This window comes from Legionella navarrensis (assembly GCF_052527415.1).
This window is the reverse complement of sequence record NZ_JBNVZR010000022.1, coordinates 17,750-42,089: the sequence shown is the minus strand read 5'-3', so window position 1 is coordinate 42,089 and position 24,340 is coordinate 17,750. Positions and strand designations below refer to the sequence as shown.

Here is a 24,340-nt window from a genome sequence, read left to right as displayed (position 1 = left end):
CCTTTGCCCACCCTACCCCAGGATTGAATATTGATAAGGCACCAGCGCCATTTCCATTTAATTTTGACGTGTACCGGTTTTAGAATCTGTCTTTCCCGCGAAGGCGGGAACGACAAACAATGATCGGGGACTGTCTGCGGTACGTGGGTGCCAGGAAAAATTTTAAAGCAGGAGAATCAGCTGATAAGTGTGATATTTCTGGGAAGAATACGGTATTGTTATTTCAATAAAATCAGTGTGTTGTATGCCGCTTGAACCATTACGAACTGTTGAATGTTCGTTGAATGGTACCGAGAAGAGGACTCGAACCTCCACGGGGTCACCCCCACTAGCACCTGAAGCTAGCGTGTCTACCAATTCCACCACCTCGGCATAGGTGCGTAAGTTACTGAAATTACCGTTTGCTGTCAACGATTATTTGACATTATCTGAAAAAAATCGTAATTCTTGTCCAACGAGAGGATTGTTGAGGATGAATTTGTGAGTTTGATTGACTATGCCGACCATTTGGTCAACCGGCTGTTTGCCTGCGTTCCGCGTAAAAAACCTGACCCCGCGCGCCTGGCGGCATATAAAATCATTGCTCATCGAGGTGCGCACTGTCAGCGGCAGGGCATTACCGAGAACACGCTGGCCGCCTTCCAGCGCGCGCTGGATCTGGGTTGCTGGGGAATTGAGCTGGATATCCGAACAACCGCCGATGAGGTACTGGTGGTTAACCACGATGACAGTTTAAGGCGTTTGTGGGGCATAAAACGTAACATTAGCGAATTGCGTTTTGAAGAACTGCGCGCGCTGGTTCCACAGATTCCCAGTCTGGACGAGGTCGTGGCGCAGTTTGGCCGCAGGATGCATTTGTTTGTGGAGCTGAAGGCCCCTTTTCATGCCGAAAAGGCTCTGGTCAACAGCCTGCTTCCGTTAATGCCCGGGCAGGATTATCACCTGCTCAGCATCGATGAGCCTGTTTTTGCGCCCCTGACGGCCTTTTCACGACGCATCCAGCTGTTGGTACCCAGTGTCAGCAATGCAGGACATTTCTGTCGGCTGAGTCTCGAAAAATCCTATGGCGGTGTTTTGGGGCATTATCTGCTGCTGACCAATGCCCGGATGAGGCGTCTGCAGCAGGCAGGACAACTCACCGGCGTGGGCTTTGTTGATTCGAAATTCAGCCTTTACCGGGAGTTAAACCGTGGTGTGTCGTGGGTGTTTACCAATAATGTGACGGGCCTGTTATCGAGGTAAGCGCCTGCAGACGGGTGGGCACATCACTTACGCTCTCTGCCCGCCCTGTCTGTGCTATCCATACTCTATTTTGGATAGACCATGTCTTCTGGTCTGACGTAACGGTTAAATTCTTCCGCCGTCAAATAACCCAGCTTCACTGCGGCTTCCTGCAGTGAGGTGTTTTCGTGGTGAGCTGTTTTTGCAATTTTGGCCGCTTTGTCGTAGCCAATATGCTGATTCAGAGCCGTTACCAGCATCAGTGAATGGTGCAGGTAATAATCGATCGTACTGCGGTTTGCCTCAAGGCCTTCCACACAGAACTCACGGAATGAACGGCAGGAGTCAGCCAGTAAATTGAGGGAGTGCAGGACGTTGAAAATGATAACCGGCTTGAATACGTTTAATTCAAAGTTACCCTGGCTGTCGGCAATGCCTACGGTGGTGTCGTTGCCCAGTACCTGAGCGCACACCATGGTCATGGCCTCACACTGCGTCGGATTGACCTTGCCCGGCATGATGGATGAGCCTGGCTCGTTTTCCGGTAGAATCAATTCGCCAATACCGCAGCGTGGACCTGACCCAAGCCAGCGGACGTCGTTGGCAATTTTCATCAGAGCGCAGGCCAGCGTTTTCATGCTGCCATGTGCCATCACCAGTGCTTCATGCGACGCCAGAGCGGCAAATTTGTTTGGAGCGGAAATAAAGGGCAGATCAGTCAATGCAGCAATATGCGCGGCTGCTTTTTCTGCAAACTGCGGGTGCGTATTCAACCCGGTACCTACAGCCGTTCCCCCCAGAGCCAGCTCGTACAGCTCAGGCATGACCTGCTCGATACGCCGGATGCAGGCATCAAGCTGTGCAACGTAACCGGAAAACTCCTGCCCCAGCGTCATGGGAACCGCGTCCTGCAGATGCGTACGGCCAATTTTCACGATGTCTTTAAAGTCATTCATTTTGAGCGCGAGGGCATCACGCAGTTCGCGGACAGCGGGCAACAGCCGGCTGTGCAGCGCCATGGCGGCAGCTATGTGCATGGCCGTTGGGAAGGTGTCGTTCGATGACTGCGACATGTTCACCATGTCGTTTGGGTGAATCGGACTTTTGCTGCCCATAACTCCACCAGCCAGTTCAATGGCGCGGTTGGAAATCACTTCGTTGGCATTCATGTTCGATTGCGTACCGCTGCCGGTCTGCCATACGTGCAGAGGAAAATGATCGTCGAGTTTACCGGCACTGACTTCGTCTGCAGCACGGATAATCAAATCCGCCTTGTCTTTAGAAAGTTTGCCCAGATCCAGATTGGTCAGCGCAGCAGCCTTTTTGAGAATACCGAAAGCATGGGTCACTTCCCGTGGCATGATATCAGTACCAATGTTGAAATGATGCAGGGAACGCTGCGTTTGTGCGCCCCAGTATTTATCGGCCGGGACGGCAATGTCGCCCATGCTGTCCGACTCTATACGCGTATTGGTCATATATTCATCCTCTTTATTTTAATTTTAATAAACCTGGAACAGAAAACCGTTGCCTGTCCTGCAGGCGCAGGGCGGTTAATTGTCCGCCCCATAAACAACCCGTGTCGATGGCATGGATACGCTTCGAGGGCGAATGCCCCTGTAAGGCGGCCCAGTGGCCGAACACGATATCCGCCGCAATGGCCTTTCGCCCAGGTACGGCATACCAGGGGTAATGTTCCTGAGGCGCCTGAGCCAGAGTACCTTTGTAGCCCAGTAGTAAACGCCCGTGCCGATCGCAAAAACGCATACGGGTAAAATAGTTGGTGATCACGCGCAGCCTTTCAAAACCGGTCAGATCGGGTGACCAGCAGCTCGGCTCGTTGCCATACATATGGCAGAGATAATCCTGAAACGCCTCACCTGACAGAGCCTGTTCAAGCTCTCTGGCGCAGGCCTCGGCCTGCGGCAAATCCCAGACCGGTGCAATGCCGGCATGACACATCACGATGTTCAGGCCGGTATCGTGATAGAGAATGGACTGCCTGCGCAGCCAGTGCCCGAGTTCGAGGGCGTCGTCGGCATCGAGTATTGGCTGCATGGTGTCGCAGGCATTGGCCCGGGTTGATTCGGTAAAGAGTTTGCCCAGCAAATGCAGATCATGATTACCCAGTGTGATGCGCGCCGGAATGGGCAGCGCCCTGACAAAACGCAGAACCTCAAGCGATTGCGGCCCACGGTTGATCAAGTCACCAACAAACCAGAGTCTGTCGCGTTTGTCATCAAACTGGATATGATCCAGCAGACGCATGAGAGGCTCATGACAGCCCTGCACATCACCAATGGCGTAATCAGACACCGCGCGTTACTCCGGGTATAGACGGCGCCATCTCGGATACGGGCGCGCTGACCGCCTGCCACTGTCCCGCTGCATTGATTGCCTGCAAAGCAGTGGCGGCCTGAACCTGTTGCTGTCGGGTAAAGTAATTATTGAACTGCGCCATGTGAATCACATCGGTGCCCGACATGGCGATTTGCCTGCCGGTGTGCATGTTATGCACCTGCATCTGGGCAGGCAGCGCCACTGCGTAGCCGGAAAAGACGATCCCGGTGTGCATTTGCTGATTGCTCGTCTGTTCAAAACGCGATGTTACATCGCCATCCGGGCCACTCTTGTGCAGCCCCAGAGACAAAAAGGCATTTCTTACTGCCTGCCAGTTGCTCAGCTCAGGATGTTCTGCTGCAAACAGCTTGAATAAATCACTGGTTAACAGCATACCCCCGGGCACCATCAGCAAAGGGGCTTTATTAATGACCAGAGCTCCAGAAGCCAGTTGACTGTTCATCCACTGAATAAACTCAGCACCGATTTGCTGCTCGATGTCGTTGACGGACTCGGCAGCGCCTCCCACGAAGGCACCCGCCCGGCCATATCGTCCGCCACGTGCGCCGTAGCCTTTCATTGCCATCTGACTTAAGGAGCGCTGTATGGCCACGGCATCGGCCTGAATCAAAATGGCACCCAGTGTTCTGGCAGAATAAGGATCTTCGTTCAGCAGAGCCAGCCAGACAGCCAGAACCTGCTGATCGGATGCTATCCAGGAAAAACCAGCCACCGGCATAATAGTCCGGGCAAGCAGAATATTCAGTCGGCAGCGAAAACTGTGATCGGATTCTTTTTCAAAGCTGTAACTGTAGTAACTGCCGCCGAGCGACAGATTTTCCAGCAAAGGATTCCATGTACCCGTGCATTGCCCCGTTGAATCAAACAATTCCACTTTATAGGCAATCATCAGCTTGCCAATACCCTGCAGCAGTGCCGCGGACAGCAAGGCGTACTGCCAGAGTTTCTGCTCTTCTGAATACCCGGCATTTTCGTCTCTGATCATGTAGTTACGGAACAGATTCAGCGCGGCATCGGTACGGTTTAACGCATAATCGAGCAGACCGCCGGCCTGAGAATAATAGCTGTTTGAGGCCTCAGGCAGCTGCTGACAGTAATGCACAAGATTGTGAACAAGCGCACGACACAGGCTTTCGAAACGCTCTGCCTCCATAACGCAGGCCTCTTCAATCTGCAGCATCAGCGCACGGCGTTTATCGTCGGCAAGCAATTGCTCGGCGCTGGCCATGCGTGTTGCGTCTTTGGGCAGAGCTCCCGCGGTGGGAACGCTTTTTTTTCCATAACGGTGAAACAAAATAGTCTCCGGAATTGATGGCGCTGGTTTTACGCCAGTATTATACGCCTGTCTGCCACAAAGTTGGATAAGGTCACATAATCCATAACCGACAGCTGCTCCGGCCTTAAACCGGGGTCAATACCCAGTGATTCGAGCTGGGCGGCCTGAATGGCAGGTTTTAAATTATTGGCCAGCGTTTTACGGCGCATGGAAAACGACCTGGCCACCACCGCCTGAAACACATCCATGGGCACGGGTGGATACACCGGACTGACATGCGGCGTCAGGCGCACAACAGCCGACTCCACTCTGGGCGGCGGATAAAACGCTTCTGGTGGAACATCAAACAGCGGCTCCACGTCACAATGGTATTGCGTTATCACGCTCAAACGACCGTAATCGCGCGAGCCAGGCTGGCCGGCCAGGCGCAGCACCACTTCTTTCTGCAGCATAAAGTGCATATCCACAATGCCGTTTGCGTAAGACAGCAGACGCAGCATCAATGGGGTAGAAATATTATAGGGCAGATTACCGATAACGCGCAGCCCCGTGCCCCACTGGCTGTAATCGATGGTCAGAGCATCAGCGGCTATCAGTTCAAGTCGGCCCTGTGCGCCAAACTGTTCTGTCAGATACGCCTGCAGATCCCGGTCTATTTCAATGGCGACCAGCCTGTTTAAACGCTGCAGCAAAGGCCTGGTCAACGCCCCCATTCCCGGACCAATTTCGACCACGTTGTCGTTGGCCTGTAGATTCAGTGCCGACAGGATTTGGCCAATGATGGGCTGGCTTTGCAAAAAATTCTGACCAAAACGCTTACGCGGTTTATGACTCACGTGATTACCTCAAAACAAACGAACAATATTCCTTGCGGATTAAGGCGCAAATTATAACGTATGACTGGAAAAAAAGCATGTAATCACGCTCAAGGTCTATACTTAACGAGGCAAAAGATAATAAAAGCCGATGGCAAGGATTCATTTTTATGAACAGACACGCAAATCTCATCCGTCAAATACTTCCATTTTCGTACCTGACCGATACGGAAATAGAGCGAATTCTTCAGGAATCGAGCTATGCCAGATATCGAAAAATGACGGTCATCTGTGCGGCAGAATCCACAGAAAATCTGGACCGTCTGTTTTTACTGCTAAATGGCCGAGTAAACGTCATCGTCCATAACGAGGTGATAGGCAACATTGACGCCCCCTCTTATTTTGGCGAGCGCTCAGTATTTTTTTTCCATTCCCGACGGGCTACCATTCGGGCAGACAAAGGGGTTGAGTGCCTGATTGTCAGCCGCGAGCTTATCATGGAGTTAATCGCCAGCAATCTGAGCTTTTGCTACGCCTTTGCATCGTCTCTACGCAACAAGCAGAAAATATTTGAACCCTATGATGAATTTTTAAATCTGATCAGACAAAAGAAAATCGCAACCAAACTGCGCGTGGTTGATCTTCTTGAAAGCTATAAAAAACTGTCGCCTGTCTTACATAAAAACTGTCAGAAACAGGAGATTGATTTTTTTGCTCTGGATTATGTTATGGCGCGATTGCCATTCAAATTAACATCAACCAGTCATTTGGTTCTGGCACTGGATTCACCTGTTTTACATCAGAAAGATCATCCAAACAAACCGTTAAACAAACGCTCATCAAGCAAGCGTTTTTTTTATGAAACGCTTCCCGGGCGTATCTTTACCGTATTGCGGGATGACGTAACGGATTACATCGATTTTATAACCAAATTGTGCACCTACGTCATTGAGTCAAAAAAAATCCGCGCCCGCCTCCTTGAAAAACCATCCGCCATCGAGTTTTTAACCCATCATTATTACCGCCAGAACCGGAAGGAAAACCGACGCGCAGTCAAAACACCCAGCCTTCCCTTTTCAGATGAAGAAACAGAAAAATTAAAAGCGATTTATCAAGACGACTGGCTGGACAGACTTTTTGAAATATACGCACAGGAAGGCGAGCTGCAGGTACAGGAAATATTTTCGCTCGTGCGCTATAACCTGGATCTGTCGGAGATCTGGATCAAGGAGATTCGCGAATCCCTGATTCAGCAGATACCCGACTTTCTAAGCAACAACGAGCTGAACGTTCACATCATATCCAGTAACACACACTCCGTATTAAACTGTCTGTCGCCCTGGGTACACCAAAAGGCAGCGAAGCTGGTTGACCGGTCAAAATACCCAGAGCTGTATGACGAAACAGACAGGCTTTATGCCGGCATTCGCAGATTTCCAGAGGAAAACGCGGAGCTGGTTCAGCAGCGCGAGGCCTTTGAACAGGCTCATGGTATTTTCCATCTGGAAAATCCAGGTTTTACCGGCATCAACGTCAGTCTGGTTGATTTAAGCAAATTATCCTCTCACATTGATCCGCATCTCACACCGGTTGCAAAACAGAAACAGGCCATTCTTATCAATATTGATTATGCCCATGGGAAGCAGGCCGAGCCGATTATCCGCAATTTGATTTTGCTGTTTGGTCGCAAAATCAAGAGCCTGTCGATTCTGGGTAAAACCGGCAGTGTGGTCGGCAACCGTGGCGAGCTTATCATTCCGGATCACTTTATCATTCAGGAAAACGACTTCGTTTACCCTACGCCCAGGGCGGATATAAGCCCGCAGGATTTTACCGGGCTGGGCTGGCAACGGCCTATGCATATCGGCCCCATGCTGACAGTTCTCGGCACCTTAATGCAAAACGCTGACATGCTGTGGTATTACCGGCATTTCTGGAAAATAACCGGAATGGAAATGGAGGGCGGATATTTTCTTCAGGAAATTAATCGCGCCAAAGCACAAAAACTCATTGATGACGACGTGATTTTACGTTTCGCCTACTACATTTCGGACAGACCGCTGAATGAAACAGAAACGCTGGCGACCAAATTAAGCCTGGAAGAAGGCCTGCCGGCCGTCTATGCTATAACTCGAGTGATGTTGAAAAAAATTCTGGCCCAGAATGAAAAATAACGCGCTGCTGCAGATACTGCTGAACAAAAATCCCAGACCACGGGGCATGTATTGCATTGCCTGTGGTGGGGAGGTGCGTGTTGATGAAAACCGGGATGGCGAATATTTCGTCTGCCTTGACAATCCGGCTCATCTTTCGTCACGGGCATTTATTTTTGATGACAAAACCCGTTACCGCATCAGCGATGGTGAACTGGTGCACGACAGCGCCGGAGCCATCATCAGCCGCAGGCGTCAGAATGAGTGCTTCATCTTATTGTTCCTGCGTCGAAAATTTCCTTTTTTATACACGATACCGGCTGGGCATGTGGAGTCCGGCCTGAACATAGATGACAACCTGAAACGGGAAGTCAGGGAGGAAACCGGCCTGAAAATCCTGTCGATGAATCCACTCTGGCCAACGGAATCCTTTCACCTTGAAGACCCCTGTCGTCGTGGAGCCGATATTCACAGCTGGCATGTGTTTGATGTACGGACCAGTGGAGAACCCCGCCTGTGCGATGAGGGACGAATCATCGGCTGGTATCACAGCGAAGAAATCAGACAGATGATTTCCCAAAAACAGCTCACACCGCCATCGACTCTATTCCTCACGCGTTATTTATGTGAAAAAGGCTGGTTTTGAATCAGGATTTTTTGTAGCCCGGATTAGCGCCAGCGTAATCCGGGACGCCATGGTCATCCTGGATCGGTTCAATGTTTGTGTCCTGTTTCCCGGATTACGCTGGCGCTAATCCGGGCTACGTGTCTGCTATTTGATCATAGCCACATACAGACCGGAGTTTTGTCCGGTACAAAGAAAATCAAAAACAGATCATTTTGGACATAATATTCTCTTAAGGTTATCAGGGTATTATATTGCTTAGCTTTAATGCCTGATATGAGAGGATTATTATGTTTACCAGGAATGATTCGGATTCAGATTTATCAAACGTAGATTTAGAACAGGACGCTGATGTAACAGAAAATGAAGAGGTTTTTGTGTTTACTCAAGAGCATTTCAATAATGCCTGGTTTTATGGCGTAAAGCATTATAATACACAGAATGCCAGCGTCAGCCCAGAGCCCAGTTATGAGAGCCGGTACCTGAGTATATTTCCCCGCAATCTTCGCTCAAGAGCCAGCGAAATTCTTGCCGCGGCCTGCCAGGCAGCAGAAAGCGAACAGAATGAAGATCTTAAAAGTGCCGCGTTCAGAGAAGACTTCATAACAGCATTAAACAATGCATTTGGTACAGCATATCGCAATACTCTGTACCGGCCATTAGAGGGCGAAAATTTTGTTACTGCAACAGGACGCATCAGGAACGTATTTGACAGCGCCAGCGTGCTTGATTTAAGCGAAGTGCGTTTCATTATAAGAGCGTTTGATGATGAAAAGCTAAAAACACTGCTGCGCTCCATCCCGCCTCATATTGACACCGTTGATTTAAGCGGCTGTTTAGATTTTCCCCGCGATGACAACAGGCTGATTCGCATTCTTTCTCACCTGCCGCCCACCGTACGTACTGTGACCCTGAACGATAACTGGCATAATACCCTTATAACGCATTACACGGCTAAAACAGCCCAGCAGATTGCACACATTGCCGGGCATCTGCCTCTGACAGTAAAAAATATAAACATTACTTTTCCAGAAGGGCAGAAGCATCATCAAGGCCTCATTGAATCCACTCGACGTGCGTTTTTAGATCAACGCAGGCTCCAGTTTCCGGCCTCCTATCAGGGCATCTACCGCACCCATAGCCATCAGGATGAATTACTGCAGGCCAAAGCTCTGCTGAACGATTATGCCAAAGGCAATAACCCTCTGTTTCTGTTTTTCACCTGCCATGCGGGCCGGTCTAAAACGCGCGAGGTGGCCGCCCTGGTACGCCGTATCAACAATCCACAGTCTGTCGATAATATCACGACGATGGAGCAACTGCTGGTTGAGTTAAAGCGTATTGACCCGGAGAATCGTAACGGCTCTCTGGCGCGACGCACGTCGTTCATTGAAGATCAGTATGCTGCCAGACGTGAATCAGCTGCTGTAGAGCCGGGCCTGATAGCGGTCACGCCAGGCGGTTTTTGATGACGGTGGTCCCTGCGAAGGCAGGGACAACATATTTAGTCTTACGCAGACATGGATGCATGCCTGGATTTTCGCTATTCTAATGATTATTGACAGGGCTCGTCATGGGAATGAGCCAAAAAAAAGGGATTTTTATGAAAAAAGCACGTCTGTTGTTTCAGGTGCTGGCATTCGCTGTTCCAGCCTGCTTTCTTACCGCCTGTGAGGACAGAAGCAGCGTAAAGCCCCCCGTGATAAGACCCGTAAAAACGCAGCTCATTGGTGTGCAGGCCAATACCACCCAGCGGCCATTTCCTGGTCGCGCTCAGGCGGTTCAGGAAATTGACTTATCATTTAAAGTGGGTGGACGCCTGATAGAGCGCCCCATCAACGTAGGGGATCAGGTTAAGCGGGGTCAACTGATTGCAAGGCTCGACTCACGTGAATTTGAGGCCCGACTAAAATCGGCCCAGGCCGAGGCAAGGCGTGATGAGCAGAACTACAGACGAGCCCAGCAGTTATCCCGGGGCGGCCATATCTCTACGGCTGATTTTGAACTGTTGAAAACAAAAGCCACCGTGGCCAGAGCCAATGTCGATCTGGCTGAAAAAACGCTGGGGGACGCCGTTATTCGAGCACCTTTCGCGGGCCGCATCGCCAGCATCTCCGTTAAAAATCATCAAACCGTTACGGCCAATCAACCCATTGCCCGCCTGCTGGATACCTCGCATATAGAAATGGTGGTGCAAATCCCGGAAACCATGATCAGCATGATTCCTCACGTAAGAGAGATCAGCGTGCGCTTTGATGCCTTTCCAGCGTTGTCATTACAGGCAAAAATCAAGGAAATCGGCAATGAGGCCTCAACCGAAACCCGGACATTTCCCGTTACCCTGTCCATGGATCAGCCCGGTGACATCAAAATACTGCCAGGTATGGCTGGCAATGCCCTCATCAGCACGGCTTTGCCAGAAAATGACGGTAAACAAGTGATTTCCCTTCCCGATTCCGCTGTTTTTTCTCCCGGCCCCGATAAAAACACCTACGTCTGGATAGTGGACGTAAAAACCAACACGGTTCACCGACAGCAGGTTGTTATTGGCGAACTCGTTACCTCTGGAATTTCCATTATCAGCGGTCTTAAAACCGGCGACCTGGTGGTGGTTGCCGGAGTTCATTCTCTGCGGGAAGGAGATGTCGTTACACTGTTGAATAACCAGAGCGAGTGAACTTATGTTGAATCTGGCAAAACTGGCTGTTCAAAAAAAGCAGACCAGCTGTTTTCTGGTCTTTATGCTGTTTGTCGCCGGCTGTTTCAGCTTTTTAACGCTGGGACAACTGGAGGATCCGGAGTTTACTGTCAAAACGGCCATTGTCACCACGGCCTATCCAGGCGCCAGTGCGGAGCAGGTTGAGCTGGAAGTTACCGATCCCATTGAGAAAAAAATTCAGGAACTGTCGGAAGTAAAAGACATTTCCTCCATATCGCGCCCCGGCCTGTCCATTATAAAAATCAATATTAAAAGCGAATACTGGTCTGACCGTCTGCCTCAGGTGTGGAACAGCCTGCGCAATAAGGTTCAGGACGCCAGCCCCCAGCTTCCTCCGGGCGTCAGCGCTCCTGTGGTGGGAGACGATTTTGGCAACGTATTTGGGTTTCTGTTAGCGGTCAGTTCGGACGGGTTTACCTACAAGGAACTGGAGCATTACACCAAGGAGCTGCAAAAGGAATTAAGCGTTGTTCCAGGTGTTGCCCGGGTTGATTTATGGGGCGTTCAGCAAAAGCGAATTTATCTGGATATCAACAACACGCAATATGCTGAAATGGGTGTCTCGCCCGCCGATCTGCAACGAACCCTCAGCCTGCAAAACCAGGTGGTCGATGCCGGATCGGCAGATCACCAGCAACAAAGGCTGCGCATCGCACCAACCGGAGAATTTCATTCAGCCGAAGCCATTGGTAATTTGACCATCACGCCCCTGGTCGCAGGTCTGGGCCCAAAAAATAATTCTGAGCTGTTAAGAATCCGTGATTTTGCTACCGTATGGGAAGGCTATCAGGATCCCCCGCAGCAAATTATGCGTTATTCCGGCCGGCCCGCCATCGGCATAGCCATCGCCCCCCTGGCTGGCGTTAATTCCGTCAAGGTCGGACGTGACATAACCAGGCGCCTGAATGAACTCCGCGCCGGTCTGCCCCATGGGATCGACGTGCAGAAAATCTCATGGCAATCCGATATTGTTGCGGAGTCGATCAATTCTTTTATGATCAACCTGCTGGAAGCCATCGTCATCGTACTGGCGGTATTAACACTGACCATGGGCATACGCTCCGGACTCATTATTGGTATCTCAGGATTGATTTTAGCCATCCTGGGCACCTTTATTGTGATGAAGATACTGGGCATAGATTTGCAGCGTGTGTCTCTCGGGGCGCTCATTATCGCGATGGGCGGCGCTGTTGATAATTCGATTGTCGTTGTTGATGGGTTTATAACCCGAATCACCCAGGGCGAACCCAGAGAGCAGGCAGCCATTGACTCAGCACAACATTCCGCCTGGCCTCTGTTTGCGTCCACCATTGTGGCCTCGATGGCCTTTTATCCCATTTTTGCCTCAACCAATGATACCGGGGAATACGCTGGCAGTTTATTTACCGTTGTTATAACGGCGTCTCTGCTGAGCTGGATTCTCTCACAGACGATAACGCCCTTGATGTGCCTGGCCTTTATTCCAAATCCTGAAAAGACGGAGAACGGGAAAACAGCTTACAATGGGCGTTTTTACCGGGTGTTTAAGGGTCTGCTGTCCCGAGCCATACACTATCGCTATGCCTTCTCCGTGATCATGTTTGTATTGCTCGCGTTTTCATTTTATGGCTTCCGTTTTGTACCCATTATGTTTTTCCCGGATTCATCACGTCTGCAGCTGACGATTGACTATTGGGCACCAGAGGCCACTCGAATCCAGCAGGTGTCGAAAGATCTTGAAATTCTGGAACAAAAACTGCTGAAGGATCCCGGCGTTACCAGTGTCAGCACCTTTATTGGGCAGGGTCCTCCGCGTTTCTATCTGCCTGTCGAATCCGAGTTTCCTTACTCTTCGTTTGCGCAACTGGTTGTTAACACCAGAAATTTATCGGATATCGATCGCCTGATTGACACCATTCCTGCGTGGAGTAAAACGCAGTTTCCCTCTGCCATGGTTCGCGCCCGCAAATACTCAGTTGGTGCGTTTAATAACTGGAAAATATCTGCCCGCTTCAGCGGCCCTGCCAATGCCAGCCCAGAGGTTTTGCGTGATCTTGCCGAACAGGGCATGGCGATTCTTCGCAATAATCCCAATGCCACTGATGTACGCTCCGACTGGCGCGAGCCTGTGTTACAGATTACGCCGGACTATCAGGAAGAGCGGGGGCGCTGGGCAGGCATTAGCCGACCCGACCTGGCACAGGCCTTTCGCCGCGCTTATGACGGCGTCCAGCTTGGATTATACCGGGAAGGAGACAGTCTGATACCCATCATTATGCGCCAGCCGCAGAACGACAGGGTAAAAGCGGCCGTAGATTTGGCGCTGATTCAGGTGAGTTCACTGCTGAACAGAAATACCATCCCGGCCATACAAGTGCTGGATGGCATCCGTCTGCAGTGGGTTAATCCCATTATCTGGCGCTGGGATCGTAAGCGGGCCATCACCGTTCAGGCCTCTCCCCTTTCCGTAACAGCCAATACGCTCAGAGACGCCATTCTGCCAGAATTTGAAAAAATCAAATTACCTCCCGGTTATACATTAACCTGGGATGGAGAATACAAAAGCAGCAGGGAATCGCAGCAGGCACTCATACCGGGTCTGTTTCCTGCCGTGCTGGTGATGCTTATCATGATTGTTCTGTTATTTAATTCTTACCGCCCTCTGCTCATCATTCTGGGGGTTATTCCGTTTGTCATGATTGGTATTACGACAGGTCTTATCATAACCCAGGCTCCCTTTGGATTTATTGCGCTGCTGGGGGCCATGAGTCTGTCCGGGATGATGATTAAAAACTCCGTTGTACTGCTGGATCAGGTCAAGGCCAATCAGCTGGCGGGCATGACGATGTATCAATCCGTATTTTCAGCGGCGGTGAGTCGCTTGAGGCCGGTGGTTAACTCCTCTGCCACGACGATTCTGGGAGTAATTCCCTTACTGCAGGATATATTCTGGGTTTCTCTTGCGGTGACCATCATGTTTGGACTGGCCTTTGGAGCCATACTCACAATGTTTCTGGTCCCCGCGTTTTATTGTATTTTGTACCGTATCAAACCGCCGGAGAAGGGAACCCAGACCTGACGGATGGGTTCTTCTGCTAATCCTGCGAGCGCGATTTCCTCAGCGAGGCCTCCAGGGCCTGCTTCAAGGACTGCCCGGGATTAATCGGCATACCAAACGAGCGCCAGGCCACATGACCGTCTGGACGCACCAGCACCGCACCCTCGGGTGATATCTGATAGACTTTTTGCCACTCTCCCGCCGGATCCTGCAACTCCCCGGCAGCGCCCACCTGATAGCTGACCAGAGGGAAATCGTGGCAGTATTGCGCCGCATCCCGCCAGGCCTGGCAGGTATCGCTGCTGAGCAGGACAAAGGTCTGGTCAAAGAGATCCAGTGTGGATATCGGCTTATCGAACCGCAGCAAAGGATAGTGTGGCGCCCGGCAGCCAGGTCGTGTCGATGGTGTATAGCACTCAGCCGAGGCCGTGGGCTGCCCGCCCTGCTCCGGCAGCAACGCTCCTTCGGCGTAGCAAAAACCAATATCGAGACCAATCTGATTTAAATGCTCATGCTGCTCTTCCAGTGCACGAGTCATGACATCGTAGTTCTTTTCATACAGAGCGGTAAAAATCGTGTTGAATCGCTCGGCGTTCTTGACGCTCCAGGCGATATTGGCTTCAGCAACAGGTGCGCGCTCCTGATAATACGTATCCAGCAAATCCGGACTGGCCTGGCCCTTGATCACCGCCGCCAGCTTCCAGGCCAGGTTATGTGCATCCTGTATACCCGTGTTCATGCCCAAACCACCGGTTGGTGGCAGCCTGTGGGCAGCGTCGCCAGCAAAGAGGACGCGCTTACAGCGATAGGTTGTGGCCACCAGAGCCGCCATACTCCAGAATGCCTTATTGATCAGTGAAACGCGAATATCTGGGTCACCAATCAAACCAGCAACGAAATCGAGACAAAAATCATCCGTAAAGGTTTCCCGGCACATGCCCGGTATCACATCGTAGCGCACGCCAACCAGCCATTTTTTCTGGCCGTCCTTCGCCAGCAAAAAGGTCCCCGTGTAATCTTCTTTGGTAAAGATATACCCCACTGCCGGGCGATCCGCCAGGTAGCGGGACAAATCCATTTCACAATAAATATTGCAGAATTCGCCCATATTGTCGCGTCCATCCATACCAACACCCAGTTCCTGACGTATTGGGCTGGACGCACCATCGGCTGCAACCAGGTAATTGGCATACACCCTGGACTGGGTGCCCGTCATCACCTCTTCGAGGGTGACATCGACCCTGTTGCTATCTTGTCTGATGGTTTGAACACGTGTACTGAAACGGCAGTCAATGAGCGGGTAGCCTTGCACAGCCTGCAGCAGTTCATGCTCCACCCAGTCCTGAGAAATCAAGGCGGTTGAGGTGGGGCTTAGCGTTTGTGGCCTGGCTTCGGCATTGATGCGGGTAATTTCTTCTCCCTGCAGGGAATCCAGCCAGATAAACCGATGCGCCTCGCGCGGCAGCTGATGCGATCGCAAAGCCGCCTCCATGCCCCAGCCTCGAAAAATTTCCATCGTACGAATATTAACCCCTCGCGCTTTGGGATGGCTGGTGGTGGAGGGATGCTTTTCAAGCAGCAGAGACGCAATGCCCTGGCGCGCCAGGCCAATGGCCATGCTCAATCCAACAGGCCCTGCGCCAACGATAACAACCGGGTATGTTAAAGGCTCTGACATGTCAATTCTTCCTGAAGACGAGTTGCTCTGATGATACGTTATAGCATATTTTTACCATCCAGGGCACGGGCGAGGGGATAACATAAGCGAGCTATTTTTTGCCATCATTGCTTCGCTGACGCTCCCAAGGAAGCACGTCATCCCGAACGAAAAACTCACATTAAAACGAATCGTCAGGGATGATTCTTATTTTTGATTTCAACAGTTTTTGAAATATAAACCGCTCTTTCCGCAACAATCCAAGGTCATTGATAAGCAGCTCAACCGGACGCCATAATGCAACCCAGCCGATAACCGTGAGGCCTTCTGTCAGCACGCTGCGAAAAACGGGCATACCCGATGCAAAGGACGAACTGTTGAGAAGCGTAACCAGACCCATGCAGAAAGTCAGGAAAATCAAGGCATTACGAAAGGCATGCGACAGATTTCGGCGCAGTAAAAACATTTTATCGTTATTTTCTTCCACCCGGTTTGTCATGTAATGATAAAACATGTTACTGACATGGTCTGTGTCAGCTTCCCTGGCTTTTTTGCTGGGCAGATGAATGTCAATCGTTGAAAAATCGCGGCTACCGGCCGATTCCCATCTGAGAATAGCCCGCGGCAAAGAAGCCTGGCCGTTGCACTCCGGTTCGTAATCCGAAAATGGATTCTGTTTGGGGGCAACGACCAGATCAATCAGATCATGGACTTTAACGACAAAATTCCCTGATGATTCTTTCATGTCAGTTTTAACCACCTGCATTCGGCATTATGTTTCTGCCCATAGTCAAAACTCAGGGCATAACACTCATAACCTTCCGAAGCGGCCAGAGCCAGACAGGTTGTGGAGTCAAGCCCTCCAGATAGTAATATTACGGCGTTTTTCATGATAATCCTTCTCGGAATAGTCAAACAGTTACTGAAGAAATCGAACTACTTACATTCTGCTCATTTGGATGTTGTTTTGCCAGTACGTGTATCAGCTTTATTACGTATTCACTGGCAACCCGGATGCTGCCGGCAACATCAGACTCCGCAACGTGTTCATCGTCGCCCTGATGATCCAGCTGGTTACTGACGGCACGAACGGCAAGGGACGGTATGCCCAACAGCCATGCCATTTGATAAAAAGCGGAGGTTTCCATATCAATGGAGAGCACGCCATCTTTTTTAAGATCAGGGAACAGCTCTTTGGGCGACGGAAAGGAGTTTGAACTGACAACAGGTCCTCGGATAATCGGCAAATCGATGGATGATTCAGCCAACGCGATTAGATCGGGATCAGCAGCATAAACCGGACGCAATGCTTCTTTTGTCAGCGGATGAGTCAGGCAGCTTTCAAATGGCGTATCTTTTAATGCAGAAAACATGCTCTGTGATTCCGCTTCAAAAGCCGATTCCACCAGAATAATATCCCGGATTTTCAAGGCATCATGAATCGCTCCGGCAGTACCTATGAATAACATACAGTCCATACGAAACAGACTATGAACCAGCGTGATAATACTGCCGGCAAACACAGTACCAATCCCTGTCGGCGTCAACAGCAGCCGGAAACCATTGATATCATAAATCCTAAAAATTAAATTCTGATGCTCGTGACAGACAACAGGACAGGACGAAAACACACGCTCCAGCTCAGATAACTCTTCCGGCATAGCCGAAAAGACAGCGCAGTCGATTTTAATTGGTGAGACGGGATTCTTTTTTTTATCTGGGTGGGAAAGCATGATGACAACCTATTGTTTATTTATAATTGTTTGCTTAACTAAAAAAAGACTGCACTATCCCTACAGAATAATGACTTGCAACATCTCGAATAAAAGATTGAAAATCAAGGACAGCGCTGTGATCAGCTTTATCAGATATTGTTCGAATCACAATAAATGGTAAATCATATTCAGAACATATTTGCGCGATGGCTGCACCTTCCATCTCAACAGCTAAGGTCTTTTGATTATTCACGTTCATAGACAAATTAACGTGTCTAATTGGGTCCGAAACAAATTGATCACCTGAAGCAATAAGACCAGTATGTACCTTGGGATCTGAAATAGCATATTTTATCAAAAGTCCATCTGGAACTTTGTCAGATATTTTCTGTAAAAAAATCTCAGCTGCTGCTTTAGCTCGGCAAATATCCTGTTCTGCTGGTTTAAATAAAATCGTTGTTGTTAAAGGAATTTGAAACTGATCAAAAATAGGCCGTGCATCCATATCATGCTGGTAAAGACCACTCGCAACAACCACATCTCCTATGTTTAAATCCTGGCTTACAGCGCCGGCAACACCCATAAATAAAATTGAATCAATTTCAAATTTGTTTATCAATGTAGTAACCGTTGATGCTGAAGCCACCTTGCCCCAACGTGAAAACGTCAATACAACATCATTACCGCATATTGAACCTTCGTAATATACTCTTCCAGCAATCTCAACCTCGTGCGTTATTTCCATTAATTCCTTAATCAACACGATCTCTTCAAGCATGGCTCCTAAAATACCGGTTTTCATCATCATTTCCATTAGAAAATATTTTAAAGGGATTATATGAACCCCCGTAATCATATGCGTCAATACATTCTTTTTTCCTTATGTAATTCACAATAATTTGTGCAGGTATAACAAAAAGGAAAGCATAAATAATTTCAAGCGAGTACGCATCAATAACATGTCAGTTTTAACCACCTGCATAACGTGTGGGATCCGCTGTTTCAGCGTCCAGAAATCCCTTTTTTCTTAAATAACAGCTGTCGCATCGCCCGCAGGCCAGCCCATCGTCCGTTGCCTTGTAACAGGATACTGTCTCCGAGTAATCAACGCCAAGCGATAATCCCAGACGCAGAGTTTCCGCTTTGGTCAAATACATCAGCGGCGCCACGATTTCAAATGGATGCCCTTCCACACCCCGTTTCGTTGCCAGATTGGCCATGGTGCGAAACGCTTCAATGTACTCAGGACGACAATCGGGATAGCCAGAGTAATCGACCGAACTGACACCAATATAAATCCTGTCTGCATCCAGCAGCTCAGCCCAGCCGAGGGCAATGGACAGCATAATGGTGTTTCTGGCCGGCACGTAGGTTAATGGAATCTCGCTGGCGCCACTGTAATCCTGCACGTCGATGCTGTCATCGGTCAAGGCCGAGCCTCCCAGACTCCCAATCGACAGTTTGATAATTTCATGCCGTCTGACCTGAAATATCTGCGCCAGTTTTTTTGCAGCATTAAGCTCGGCATTATGTTTCTGCCCATAGTCAAAACTCAGGGCATAACACTCATAACCTTCCGAAGCGGCCAGAGCCAGACAGGTTGTGGAGTCAAGCCCTCCAGAAAGTAGTATTACAGCTTTTTTCATGATAACCCTTCATATTTGTTGTTTTCGGCTGAATAAGTAACATCAATACTGAATGGAGCAAAATCTGTATTGATATCGTAAATATTAATTTTTTCTTTGTCTTTGATTATTTGTGTCAGCTTGATTGAAAAAGGCAAAAGGCCGATTTCAACAAGGCATTTTATAAACCAGACTGACACTATCATGGTGCTCATAGTTTCAAAAGTCAGGGTTTTATGAAAGGCAATAAGAACAAATAAAGGTGTATCAATTGATGAAGCAATAATGGTTGATGCAATAAATCGAAAACCCGTGTATTTACCCTGCATTTTTATTTTCAATTTAGCCACCAAATACGAGTTTAATGGCTCAGCAACAATATAACTGATAAACGAGGCAACAATAATCCAAAAATTCATATTGATTAACTTATCCAGAGCCTCATTGTTATTAGGGAAATCCGGGCTAGGCATCAGCGTTAGTATTTTACCATATAGTATAAAGATGACATTAAAAAAAAGCGCAACCCAGATAGCTCTGCGAGCGTGCTTGTATCCATAAACATCCGTTATAATATCGGAGAGTAAAAATGTAGCAGGAAATAACAGCGAGCCTGGTGTTACCGTAATACTAAATAAATTGATTAAACGAGCATCGTACCAATTGGATATCGCTACTACCATTGAAAATGACAATACCAAAAACCACAAATATTTAGGATAATGCTGGACAGGCTGATTTTGATTCATAGTGTATTGATCATTCTTTTTATTGAAATTTAACAATCAGATTAGTCGCGATCGACTTACCAATTGCCTTGCCTAATTTATCTTTATCTTCGTCAGAATATTCCGACAAATTCATTTCTTTGAAGGGTATCGTATGCAAATGTCTTTTATTCGATTCAGTGTTTGTGATAAACAATGAATCAGAAATGAAAGCAACTTTTTCTGGCCGAGAGTAGGTCCTGCTTAAACCAAGATAAGAGCAAAAAAAAGCATCAATTTTTATTAGAAAGACTTTAAATAGTGAGTTCATAATATTCCGTACAGATGAATACTTCAGGTTTTTGCAATTATTTGAACAACCACGCCGATTATATCGTAGTATTGTTCGGGTGAAAGCTCAATTTCTTCAAGATCATTCTCAAATCTGGATACGAATAATCTATTATTATTTTTATGTAGTTTTTTTATTAATATTTTACCGTCAACTTCAAGCTTTATCCCTACAATATTATCATTTTCTGGACGAACGTCTTTATTAACTATAAAGACAGATCCCTTTTTAAAAATCGGCTTGAAATCCTCTTCTGCAATGAAAGCAATAAGATTTATATTTTGCTCATTTTCGCACACATTTATTCTAATATCGGATTGCTCCTGTCCACCATACCAATTACACACTGGCACGGTTTTGGTGTGCGTCAATGGCTCAAGTGCCTGTTCCTGGACATTAACTATTGTTTTTCTGGTACCAACAAAATCATCAATAGATACAGGAATACCATCCGCTTTAAAAAAATCGACTATCTTAATCAGCGTCCCTATTGTTGGATTAGTCATTCTCTTATCTTTATCTGGATGCATCAGTCTACTTATTGATGATCGTGGCAAATCAAGCTCATGAGCCAATTTTGAACTGGTGAACTTAACACCATCACGCTTCGACTTTATTTTGATTAACTCGTTCAGCACGAGATTAATTGTATTACTTGAAATATCCGAGGTCACAAATATACCAACTCACAAGATTGACAAAAATTTATAACAAGAGTAGATTCCGTTGCATATATGCAACAAATTTCGCATCACCCCTTATAAAACAGGACTATATCACAACTGGGAAATGGTAAAAGGAGTTTTTTGTGAAGACAAAAAAACAGACCCGAGGTATCGGCATTAGACTGGTATCTTTGATAATTGTACTTATCTGTTTGATATTGATATCGGTATTTTTTACAAAATTCGATCTCGCAGGGATCGTGGCCAGACACAGCTACGCCCTCCTGACGCACCTGACGGGTTTCGCATTAGGATTTACCTGTATCGCAGTAATTCTCGTCCTTAAAGAAGCCAATCTTTTCTTCATTACCAGGAAAAATACATGGGCATTATTCTACATAGGCATTATTGGATTCATTGATCTGATTGGTTTGATAATTCCTGGATTGATTAATTCACCCACACTGCATCTTGCACTGCTGATAGCAGCAAATCCGCTTGTATGCATAGTGGTGACATCCATGATTTTAAAAAATCCGCTCCGGTATGCTCGTTTTTTTGGTATAACATTAAGCACATGCAGCCTCATCATATTTTAAAAGGACGGTAAATATTGTCCTTCTCTTGTAACCGATGCTGTATTAAATTATGCGGAAACTAAAAAATAAACCACGTTCAGAATTAAGATAAAAAGTATCCTCTTTTTTTTCAGGAGCCTGTATGTTTTCTATAAAATCTCATGCACAAAAAAACCAGTCAAATTATAACAGCGATGCTGAAACGCACAGCCTGCTGGATTTGGACGCCACGCTCTACCTGGCTTACCGGGATCTTCCCCAATTACTGGAAGAACATTTATTTTTCAAAACCCCCAAAGAGGCGTACAAAATACTGGATTTTGGTTGTGGGGCCGGCCTGTCAACGGCGTTGATCGAAAAAGCAGTTACCCGTTCCGGTCATAAGATCGATGTATTTGGCGTAGATATCAATGCCGAAAATATTAAACAGGCGCAAAAGCGTTTGCCACATGCTGTATTTTCTACGATAACACCTGGCCAAAAACTCGATTTTTGCGAAGAATTTGATCTCGTTATCTGTAATTTTGTTTTGGTTGAAGTCGAACAGCGCGACATGGCCATGATTTTGCAGACTATTCAGTCGGTATTATCTGCATCCGGTGTTGCAATCATTACCAACTGCTCAAAACAGGCCTACCTACGCTCCAATAAATGGTATACATTTAATAATGATTTTGATGAAAATACACCACACATACAAATGGATGGAAAAGAAAAATTTGCTGAAGATCAGCCCATAAAAGCTCAGGTGTTTACTTCAGGCAGCAGGGAAACCAGCTTTACATTCTACGATTTTTTTCATTCTGGGGCCTCCTACAGACAAACATACCTGGCAGCTGGCCTTACCTTACTGCAGACACATAAGCCCGTTGGCCGTGATTCCGATGGAATTGCATGGGAAGCCGAAAAAGAACGCTCACCCTATAAAATTCATGTACTTGGCAAAGCAGCATCTCTGGAGGCCAGTCTGCAGGCATCGTCGAGCAGTATGAGTTCGTCCTGTTGAGCGGGACTTAGGCTGTTGAAAATCATACACATTGATTATAATTTAATGGGGACAGTCCCCTTTTAAGGAGTTTATTTTGAAACAGGATGATAAAAACGACGATTATAAAAATGGTCTTGAGGCGATTAAGAATCGCTATTTACCCAAGGCGATGGATTTGCTGAAAGAAATTGAGGATTTTTCACCCGGCTTGGCGGATATTATTGTGCGTCAGGGAATACAGGAAATCTGGCAGGAAAAAACGCCTTCGCTCAGCATGCGTGAAAAAGAACTGATGGTGTTGGCGTCGATTATTACCGATAACACAGTTCAGTTTGAAGTGGCACTGCATACTGAAAACTGTTTGCGGCAGGGCGTGAGCAAGGCGGAGATTATAGAGATGTTAATGCTGCTGACGCTTTATGTTGGCCAGCCAAAAATTCTTAATTGCCTGGATGCAGTGAAACAGGCATTCACGAATTTTGATAATTATCAGAACAGTAAATAAGACCGTATAGATGCCGCTCAGGAGTCAGTTACCTTTAAGGCGGGACATCAAGCCGTCCGTTACAGGCCAGGATGAGAGCCTGAGGCCTGTTCAGAGGGCGGCGTTTCTGTAACACTGTATGCCGCTCGGGCGAAACATAAGTCAACATCGCTGTCAGGAATGTTAAATCTCTGCTGATATTCAGAGACTTTCTCAAGACAGCCGACATTGACATAGGCCTGTAAGATCACATTAACGGATGCCTGGTATTTTTCCCGATATTTCTCGACCATCTCATGATTCTCTTTTTCGGCGTAAAATCCGGCTATAAAACTCGGATTGGCACCGTGATTCCTTACGCAGTCTTCTACCCTGTCATGCTCATGTTCGCTGATCATAATCTTGATGCTCTCAAGTGATGACGCGGATGAGGAGCCAAAAAATCGATGCGGATTGCTGGAACTGGCTGCTGCAGGCGATGGCATATCAGCTTTCAGTGATTCGTGCCAGGGGTCGCAGACAAATGTTTCACAGAAAGCAGTATCGACATGAAAAACCCTGGTCAATGGCAGTAAGACGGCCTGTCTGCAGTTATTCAGGTCGTCATCATAAAATGTTATCTCTGTTTCTGCCTGCTCAGGATTTAAGGTATGTATCAGCTGGCGAAGGTGTATCAGCTGCTCGTTTTTACTTTTACCCAGGGCGTGAAGCGTGGGATTAAAATGAGGCCCACACGCGTTGATATATGAAATAAAAAAGGGTTTTTCTATTCCCTCAACCCGGTATTGTGCAACGGCAATCAGTTTATCTGCAGACAAGTGAGTTTCCTGCAGGATCAGTTTTTTGTCAAAGATAACGGAAAGATAACCGGCTACCATGGAATGGTTATTGTGGAAGGTTGCAATGGCACTGGAATGCTCGCCATCGTCGTGTTTAAGGTGATCAGAAATGCCTTTTTTTACATTAGTCAGAGCATCCTGCTTCCCTCTTAAATACTGCTCGAGGTAAAAAAGCGAGACCGGTTCTTCATACATTTGTGCCTTACGAAACGTGTGGAGACAGGTAACGGTTCTGTCAAAGTCAAAAACAGCTAACATGGGAGCGCCTGGTTGTTTGGTTTTGCTGATATTTTAACATAGCCTGCTTAAGGGCTCATTAAGCAGCCCATAAATAGCCGGGCAACCGGCGCCTGCGTGCTGCGCTTTATGCACAGCATCCAGACGTACTTGAATCGAGTTCCGCGCTGGATTCCGCGCACAAAGCGCGGAACGCAGGCAGACTGAGCCGATTCTGTTCGCTTAGATGCAGCCTGCTTCCCGGATTACGCTGGCGCTAATCCGGGCTACCATGGCTGGATTTCGC

21 protein-coding genes, 1 tRNA gene and 1 pseudogene are annotated in these 24,340 nt (G+C 47.9%); 9 read left to right on the top strand and 14 right to left on the bottom strand.

Going from position 1 to position 24,340, the window contains the following annotated elements:
* Window positions 1–285: 285 nt before the first annotated feature.
* Window positions 286–372: transfer RNA gene (locus tag ACQUTA_RS11555), tRNA-Leu, on the bottom strand.
* 108 nt (window positions 373–480) lie between these two features.
* On the opposite strand from ACQUTA_RS11555, the gene ACQUTA_RS11550 reads away from it, so the two are divergent.
* A complete protein-coding gene (locus ACQUTA_RS11550; RefSeq protein ID WP_444988407.1) occupies window positions 481–1,242 on the top strand; it encodes a glycerophosphodiester phosphodiesterase in 762 nt (253 codons plus the stop codon).
* Window positions 1,243–1,307: 65 nt separating this feature from the next.
* Here the strand turns inward: ACQUTA_RS11550 and fumC are convergent, their stop codons facing one another.
* From fumC to rsmA, 4 genes are read right to left on the bottom strand one after another with little or no spacing between them, the layout of a single operon-like run.
* Window positions 1,308–2,699 (bottom strand): class II fumarate hydratase, encoded by a 1,392-nt coding sequence (gene fumC / locus ACQUTA_RS11545; protein WP_444988406.1) that lies wholly within the window; start codon window positions 2,697–2,699, stop codon window positions 1,308–1,310.
* A 13-nt stretch (window positions 2,700–2,712) separates the two neighbouring features.
* Window positions 2,713–3,537, bottom strand: a complete 825-nt coding sequence (locus ACQUTA_RS11540) for a symmetrical bis(5'-nucleosyl)-tetraphosphatase (protein ID WP_444988405.1) — start codon at window positions 3,535–3,537, stop codon at window positions 2,713–2,715.
* The gene (locus ACQUTA_RS11535; RefSeq protein WP_444988404.1) at window positions 3,530–4,876 is read right to left on the bottom strand and encodes a TraI domain-containing protein; all 1,347 of its coding nucleotides are present in this window, start codon (window positions 4,874–4,876) and stop codon (window positions 3,530–3,532) included. Before ACQUTA_RS11535 ends, ACQUTA_RS11540 begins: the two co-directional genes overlap by 8 nt.
* Before the next feature lie 29 nt (window positions 4,877–4,905).
* On the bottom strand, window positions 4,906–5,694 hold the full coding sequence (gene rsmA / locus ACQUTA_RS11530) for a 16S rRNA (adenine(1518)-N(6)/adenine(1519)-N(6))-dimethyltransferase RsmA (RefSeq protein WP_444988403.1): 789 nt from the start codon (window positions 5,692–5,694) through the stop codon (window positions 4,906–4,908).
* Window positions 5,695–5,843: 149 nt separating this feature from the next.
* Between rsmA and ACQUTA_RS11525 the strand changes: the two genes are divergently transcribed.
* The 5 genes from ACQUTA_RS11525 (at window position 5,844) to ACQUTA_RS11505 (ending at window position 14,228) form a co-directional block, all read left to right on the top strand.
* A complete protein-coding gene (locus tag ACQUTA_RS11525) occupies window positions 5,844–7,847 on the top strand; it encodes a cyclic nucleotide-binding domain-containing protein (protein WP_444988402.1) in 2,004 nt (667 codons plus the stop codon).
* Window positions 7,837–8,472, top strand: a complete 636-nt coding sequence (locus ACQUTA_RS11520) for an NUDIX hydrolase (protein WP_444988401.1) — start codon at window positions 7,837–7,839, stop codon at window positions 8,470–8,472. Before ACQUTA_RS11525 ends, ACQUTA_RS11520 begins: the two co-directional genes overlap by 11 nt.
* A 269-nt stretch (window positions 8,473–8,741) precedes the next feature.
* Window positions 8,742–9,920 (top strand): DUF5617 domain-containing protein, encoded by a 1,179-nt coding sequence (locus ACQUTA_RS11515; RefSeq protein WP_444988400.1) that lies wholly within the window; start codon window positions 8,742–8,744, stop codon window positions 9,918–9,920.
* Window positions 9,921–10,054: 134 nt separating this feature from the next.
* Entirely contained in the window at window positions 10,055–11,128 is a 1,074-nt protein-coding gene (locus ACQUTA_RS11510; protein ID WP_444988399.1) for an efflux RND transporter periplasmic adaptor subunit, read from the top strand.
* A 4-nt stretch (window positions 11,129–11,132) separates the two neighbouring features.
* Window positions 11,133–14,228 carry an efflux RND transporter permease subunit gene (locus tag ACQUTA_RS11505; RefSeq protein ID WP_444988398.1) on the top strand — a complete coding sequence of 1,032 codons (3,096 nt, stop codon included), beginning with the start codon at window positions 11,133–11,135 and terminating at the stop codon, window positions 14,226–14,228.
* Window positions 14,229–14,244: 16 nt separating this feature from the next.
* On the opposite strand, the gene ACQUTA_RS11500 is transcribed toward ACQUTA_RS11505, so the two are convergent.
* From ACQUTA_RS11500 to ACQUTA_RS11465, 8 genes and pseudogenes are all read right to left on the bottom strand, one after another.
* Complete coding sequence (locus ACQUTA_RS11500; RefSeq protein ID WP_444988397.1) at window positions 14,245–15,885, bottom strand: FAD-dependent monooxygenase; 1,641 nt, start codon at window positions 15,883–15,885, stop codon at window positions 14,245–14,247.
* A 160-nt stretch (window positions 15,886–16,045) separates the two neighbouring features.
* Window positions 16,046–16,609 (bottom strand): hypothetical protein, encoded by a 564-nt coding sequence (locus ACQUTA_RS11495; RefSeq protein ID WP_444988396.1) that lies wholly within the window; start codon window positions 16,607–16,609, stop codon window positions 16,046–16,048.
* A gap of 20 nt (window positions 16,610–16,629) precedes the next feature.
* A pseudogene (locus tag ACQUTA_RS11490) lies at window positions 16,630–16,755 on the bottom strand (7-cyano-7-deazaguanine synthase); the annotation flags it as partial.
* Window positions 16,756–16,775: 20 nt separating this feature from the next.
* On the bottom strand, window positions 16,776–17,597 hold the full coding sequence (locus tag ACQUTA_RS11485) for a 5'-methylthioadenosine/S-adenosylhomocysteine nucleosidase (RefSeq protein WP_444988395.1): 822 nt from the start codon (window positions 17,595–17,597) through the stop codon (window positions 16,776–16,778).
* Window positions 17,598–17,631: 34 nt separating this feature from the next.
* Complete coding sequence (locus tag ACQUTA_RS11480) at window positions 17,632–18,435, bottom strand: 5'-methylthioadenosine/adenosylhomocysteine nucleosidase (RefSeq protein ID WP_444988408.1); 804 nt, start codon at window positions 18,433–18,435, stop codon at window positions 17,632–17,634.
* A 112-nt stretch (window positions 18,436–18,547) separates the two neighbouring features.
* The gene (queC, locus tag ACQUTA_RS11475) at window positions 18,548–19,225 is read right to left on the bottom strand and encodes a 7-cyano-7-deazaguanine synthase QueC (RefSeq protein WP_444988394.1); all 678 of its coding nucleotides are present in this window, start codon (window positions 19,223–19,225) and stop codon (window positions 18,548–18,550) included.
* The gene (locus tag ACQUTA_RS11470) at window positions 19,222–19,953 is read right to left on the bottom strand and encodes a queuosine precursor transporter (protein ID WP_444988393.1); all 732 of its coding nucleotides are present in this window, start codon (window positions 19,951–19,953) and stop codon (window positions 19,222–19,224) included. Before ACQUTA_RS11470 ends, queC begins: the two co-directional genes overlap by 4 nt.
* Before the next feature lie 312 nt (window positions 19,954–20,265).
* The gene (locus tag ACQUTA_RS11465) at window positions 20,266–20,793 is read right to left on the bottom strand and encodes a S24 family peptidase (RefSeq protein ID WP_444988392.1); all 528 of its coding nucleotides are present in this window, start codon (window positions 20,791–20,793) and stop codon (window positions 20,266–20,268) included.
* Window positions 20,794–21,071: 278 nt separating this feature from the next.
* On the opposite strand from ACQUTA_RS11465, the gene ACQUTA_RS11460 reads away from it, so the two are divergent.
* From ACQUTA_RS11460 to ACQUTA_RS11450, 3 genes are all read left to right on the top strand, one after another.
* Window positions 21,072–21,527 carry a hypothetical protein gene (locus tag ACQUTA_RS11460; RefSeq protein WP_444988391.1) on the top strand — a complete coding sequence of 152 codons (456 nt, stop codon included), beginning with the start codon at window positions 21,072–21,074 and terminating at the stop codon, window positions 21,525–21,527.
* Between the two features lie 121 nt (window positions 21,528–21,648).
* A complete protein-coding gene (locus ACQUTA_RS11455; protein ID WP_444988390.1) occupies window positions 21,649–22,512 on the top strand; it encodes a class I SAM-dependent methyltransferase in 864 nt (287 codons plus the stop codon).
* Between the two features lie 76 nt (window positions 22,513–22,588).
* Window positions 22,589–22,999, top strand: coding sequence for a carboxymuconolactone decarboxylase family protein (locus tag ACQUTA_RS11450; RefSeq protein WP_444988389.1), 411 nt, complete (start codon window positions 22,589–22,591; stop codon window positions 22,997–22,999).
* 59 nt (window positions 23,000–23,058) lie between these two features.
* Here ACQUTA_RS11450 and ACQUTA_RS11445 read toward each other — a convergent pair whose 3' ends face one another.
* Window positions 23,059–24,075, bottom strand: a complete 1,017-nt coding sequence (locus ACQUTA_RS11445) for a hypothetical protein (RefSeq protein WP_444988388.1) — start codon at window positions 24,073–24,075, stop codon at window positions 23,059–23,061.
* Window positions 24,076–24,340 lie beyond the last annotated feature (265 nt).

Excerpts from the sequence above, each read along its gene's own strand:
- fumC (WP_444988406.1), bottom strand. The coding sequence starts at position 2,699 with ATGACCAATACGCGTATAGAGTCGGACAGCATGGGCGACATTGCCGTC.
- ACQUTA_RS11525 (WP_444988402.1), top strand. The coding sequence starts at position 5,844 with ATGAACAGACACGCAAATCTCATCCGTCAAATACTTCCATTTTCGTAC.
- ACQUTA_RS11520 (WP_444988401.1), top strand. The coding sequence starts at position 7,837 with ATGAAAAATAACGCGCTGCTGCAGATACTGCTGAACAAAAATCCCAGA.
- ACQUTA_RS11515 (WP_444988400.1), top strand. The coding sequence starts at position 8,742 with ATGTTTACCAGGAATGATTCGGATTCAGATTTATCAAACGTAGATTTA.
- ACQUTA_RS11510 (WP_444988399.1), top strand. The coding sequence starts at position 10,055 with ATGAAAAAAGCACGTCTGTTGTTTCAGGTGCTGGCATTCGCTGTTCCA.
- ACQUTA_RS11505 (WP_444988398.1), top strand. The coding sequence starts at position 11,133 with ATGTTGAATCTGGCAAAACTGGCTGTTCAAAAAAAGCAGACCAGCTGT.
- ACQUTA_RS11500 (WP_444988397.1), bottom strand. The coding sequence starts at position 15,885 with ATGTCAGAGCCTTTAACATACCCGGTTGTTATCGTTGGCGCAGGGCCT.
- ACQUTA_RS11495 (WP_444988396.1), bottom strand. The coding sequence starts at position 16,609 with ATGAAAGAATCATCAGGGAATTTTGTCGTTAAAGTCCATGATCTGATT.
- ACQUTA_RS11485 (WP_444988395.1), bottom strand. The coding sequence starts at position 17,597 with ATGCTTTCCCACCCAGATAAAAAAAAGAATCCCGTCTCACCAATTAAA.
- ACQUTA_RS11480 (WP_444988408.1), bottom strand. The coding sequence starts at position 18,435 with ATGATTACGGGGGTTCATATAATCCCTTTAAAATATTTTCTAATGGAA.
- queC (WP_444988394.1), bottom strand. The coding sequence starts at position 19,225 with ATGAAAAAAGCTGTAATACTACTTTCTGGAGGGCTTGACTCCACAACC.
- ACQUTA_RS11470 (WP_444988393.1), bottom strand. The coding sequence starts at position 19,953 with ATGAATCAAAATCAGCCTGTCCAGCATTATCCTAAATATTTGTGGTTT.
- ACQUTA_RS11465 (WP_444988392.1), bottom strand. The coding sequence starts at position 20,793 with ATGCATCCAGATAAAGATAAGAGAATGACTAATCCAACAATAGGGACG.
- ACQUTA_RS11455 (WP_444988390.1), top strand. The coding sequence starts at position 21,649 with ATGTTTTCTATAAAATCTCATGCACAAAAAAACCAGTCAAATTATAAC.
- ACQUTA_RS11445 (WP_444988388.1), bottom strand. The coding sequence starts at position 24,075 with ATGTTAGCTGTTTTTGACTTTGACAGAACCGTTACCTGTCTCCACACG.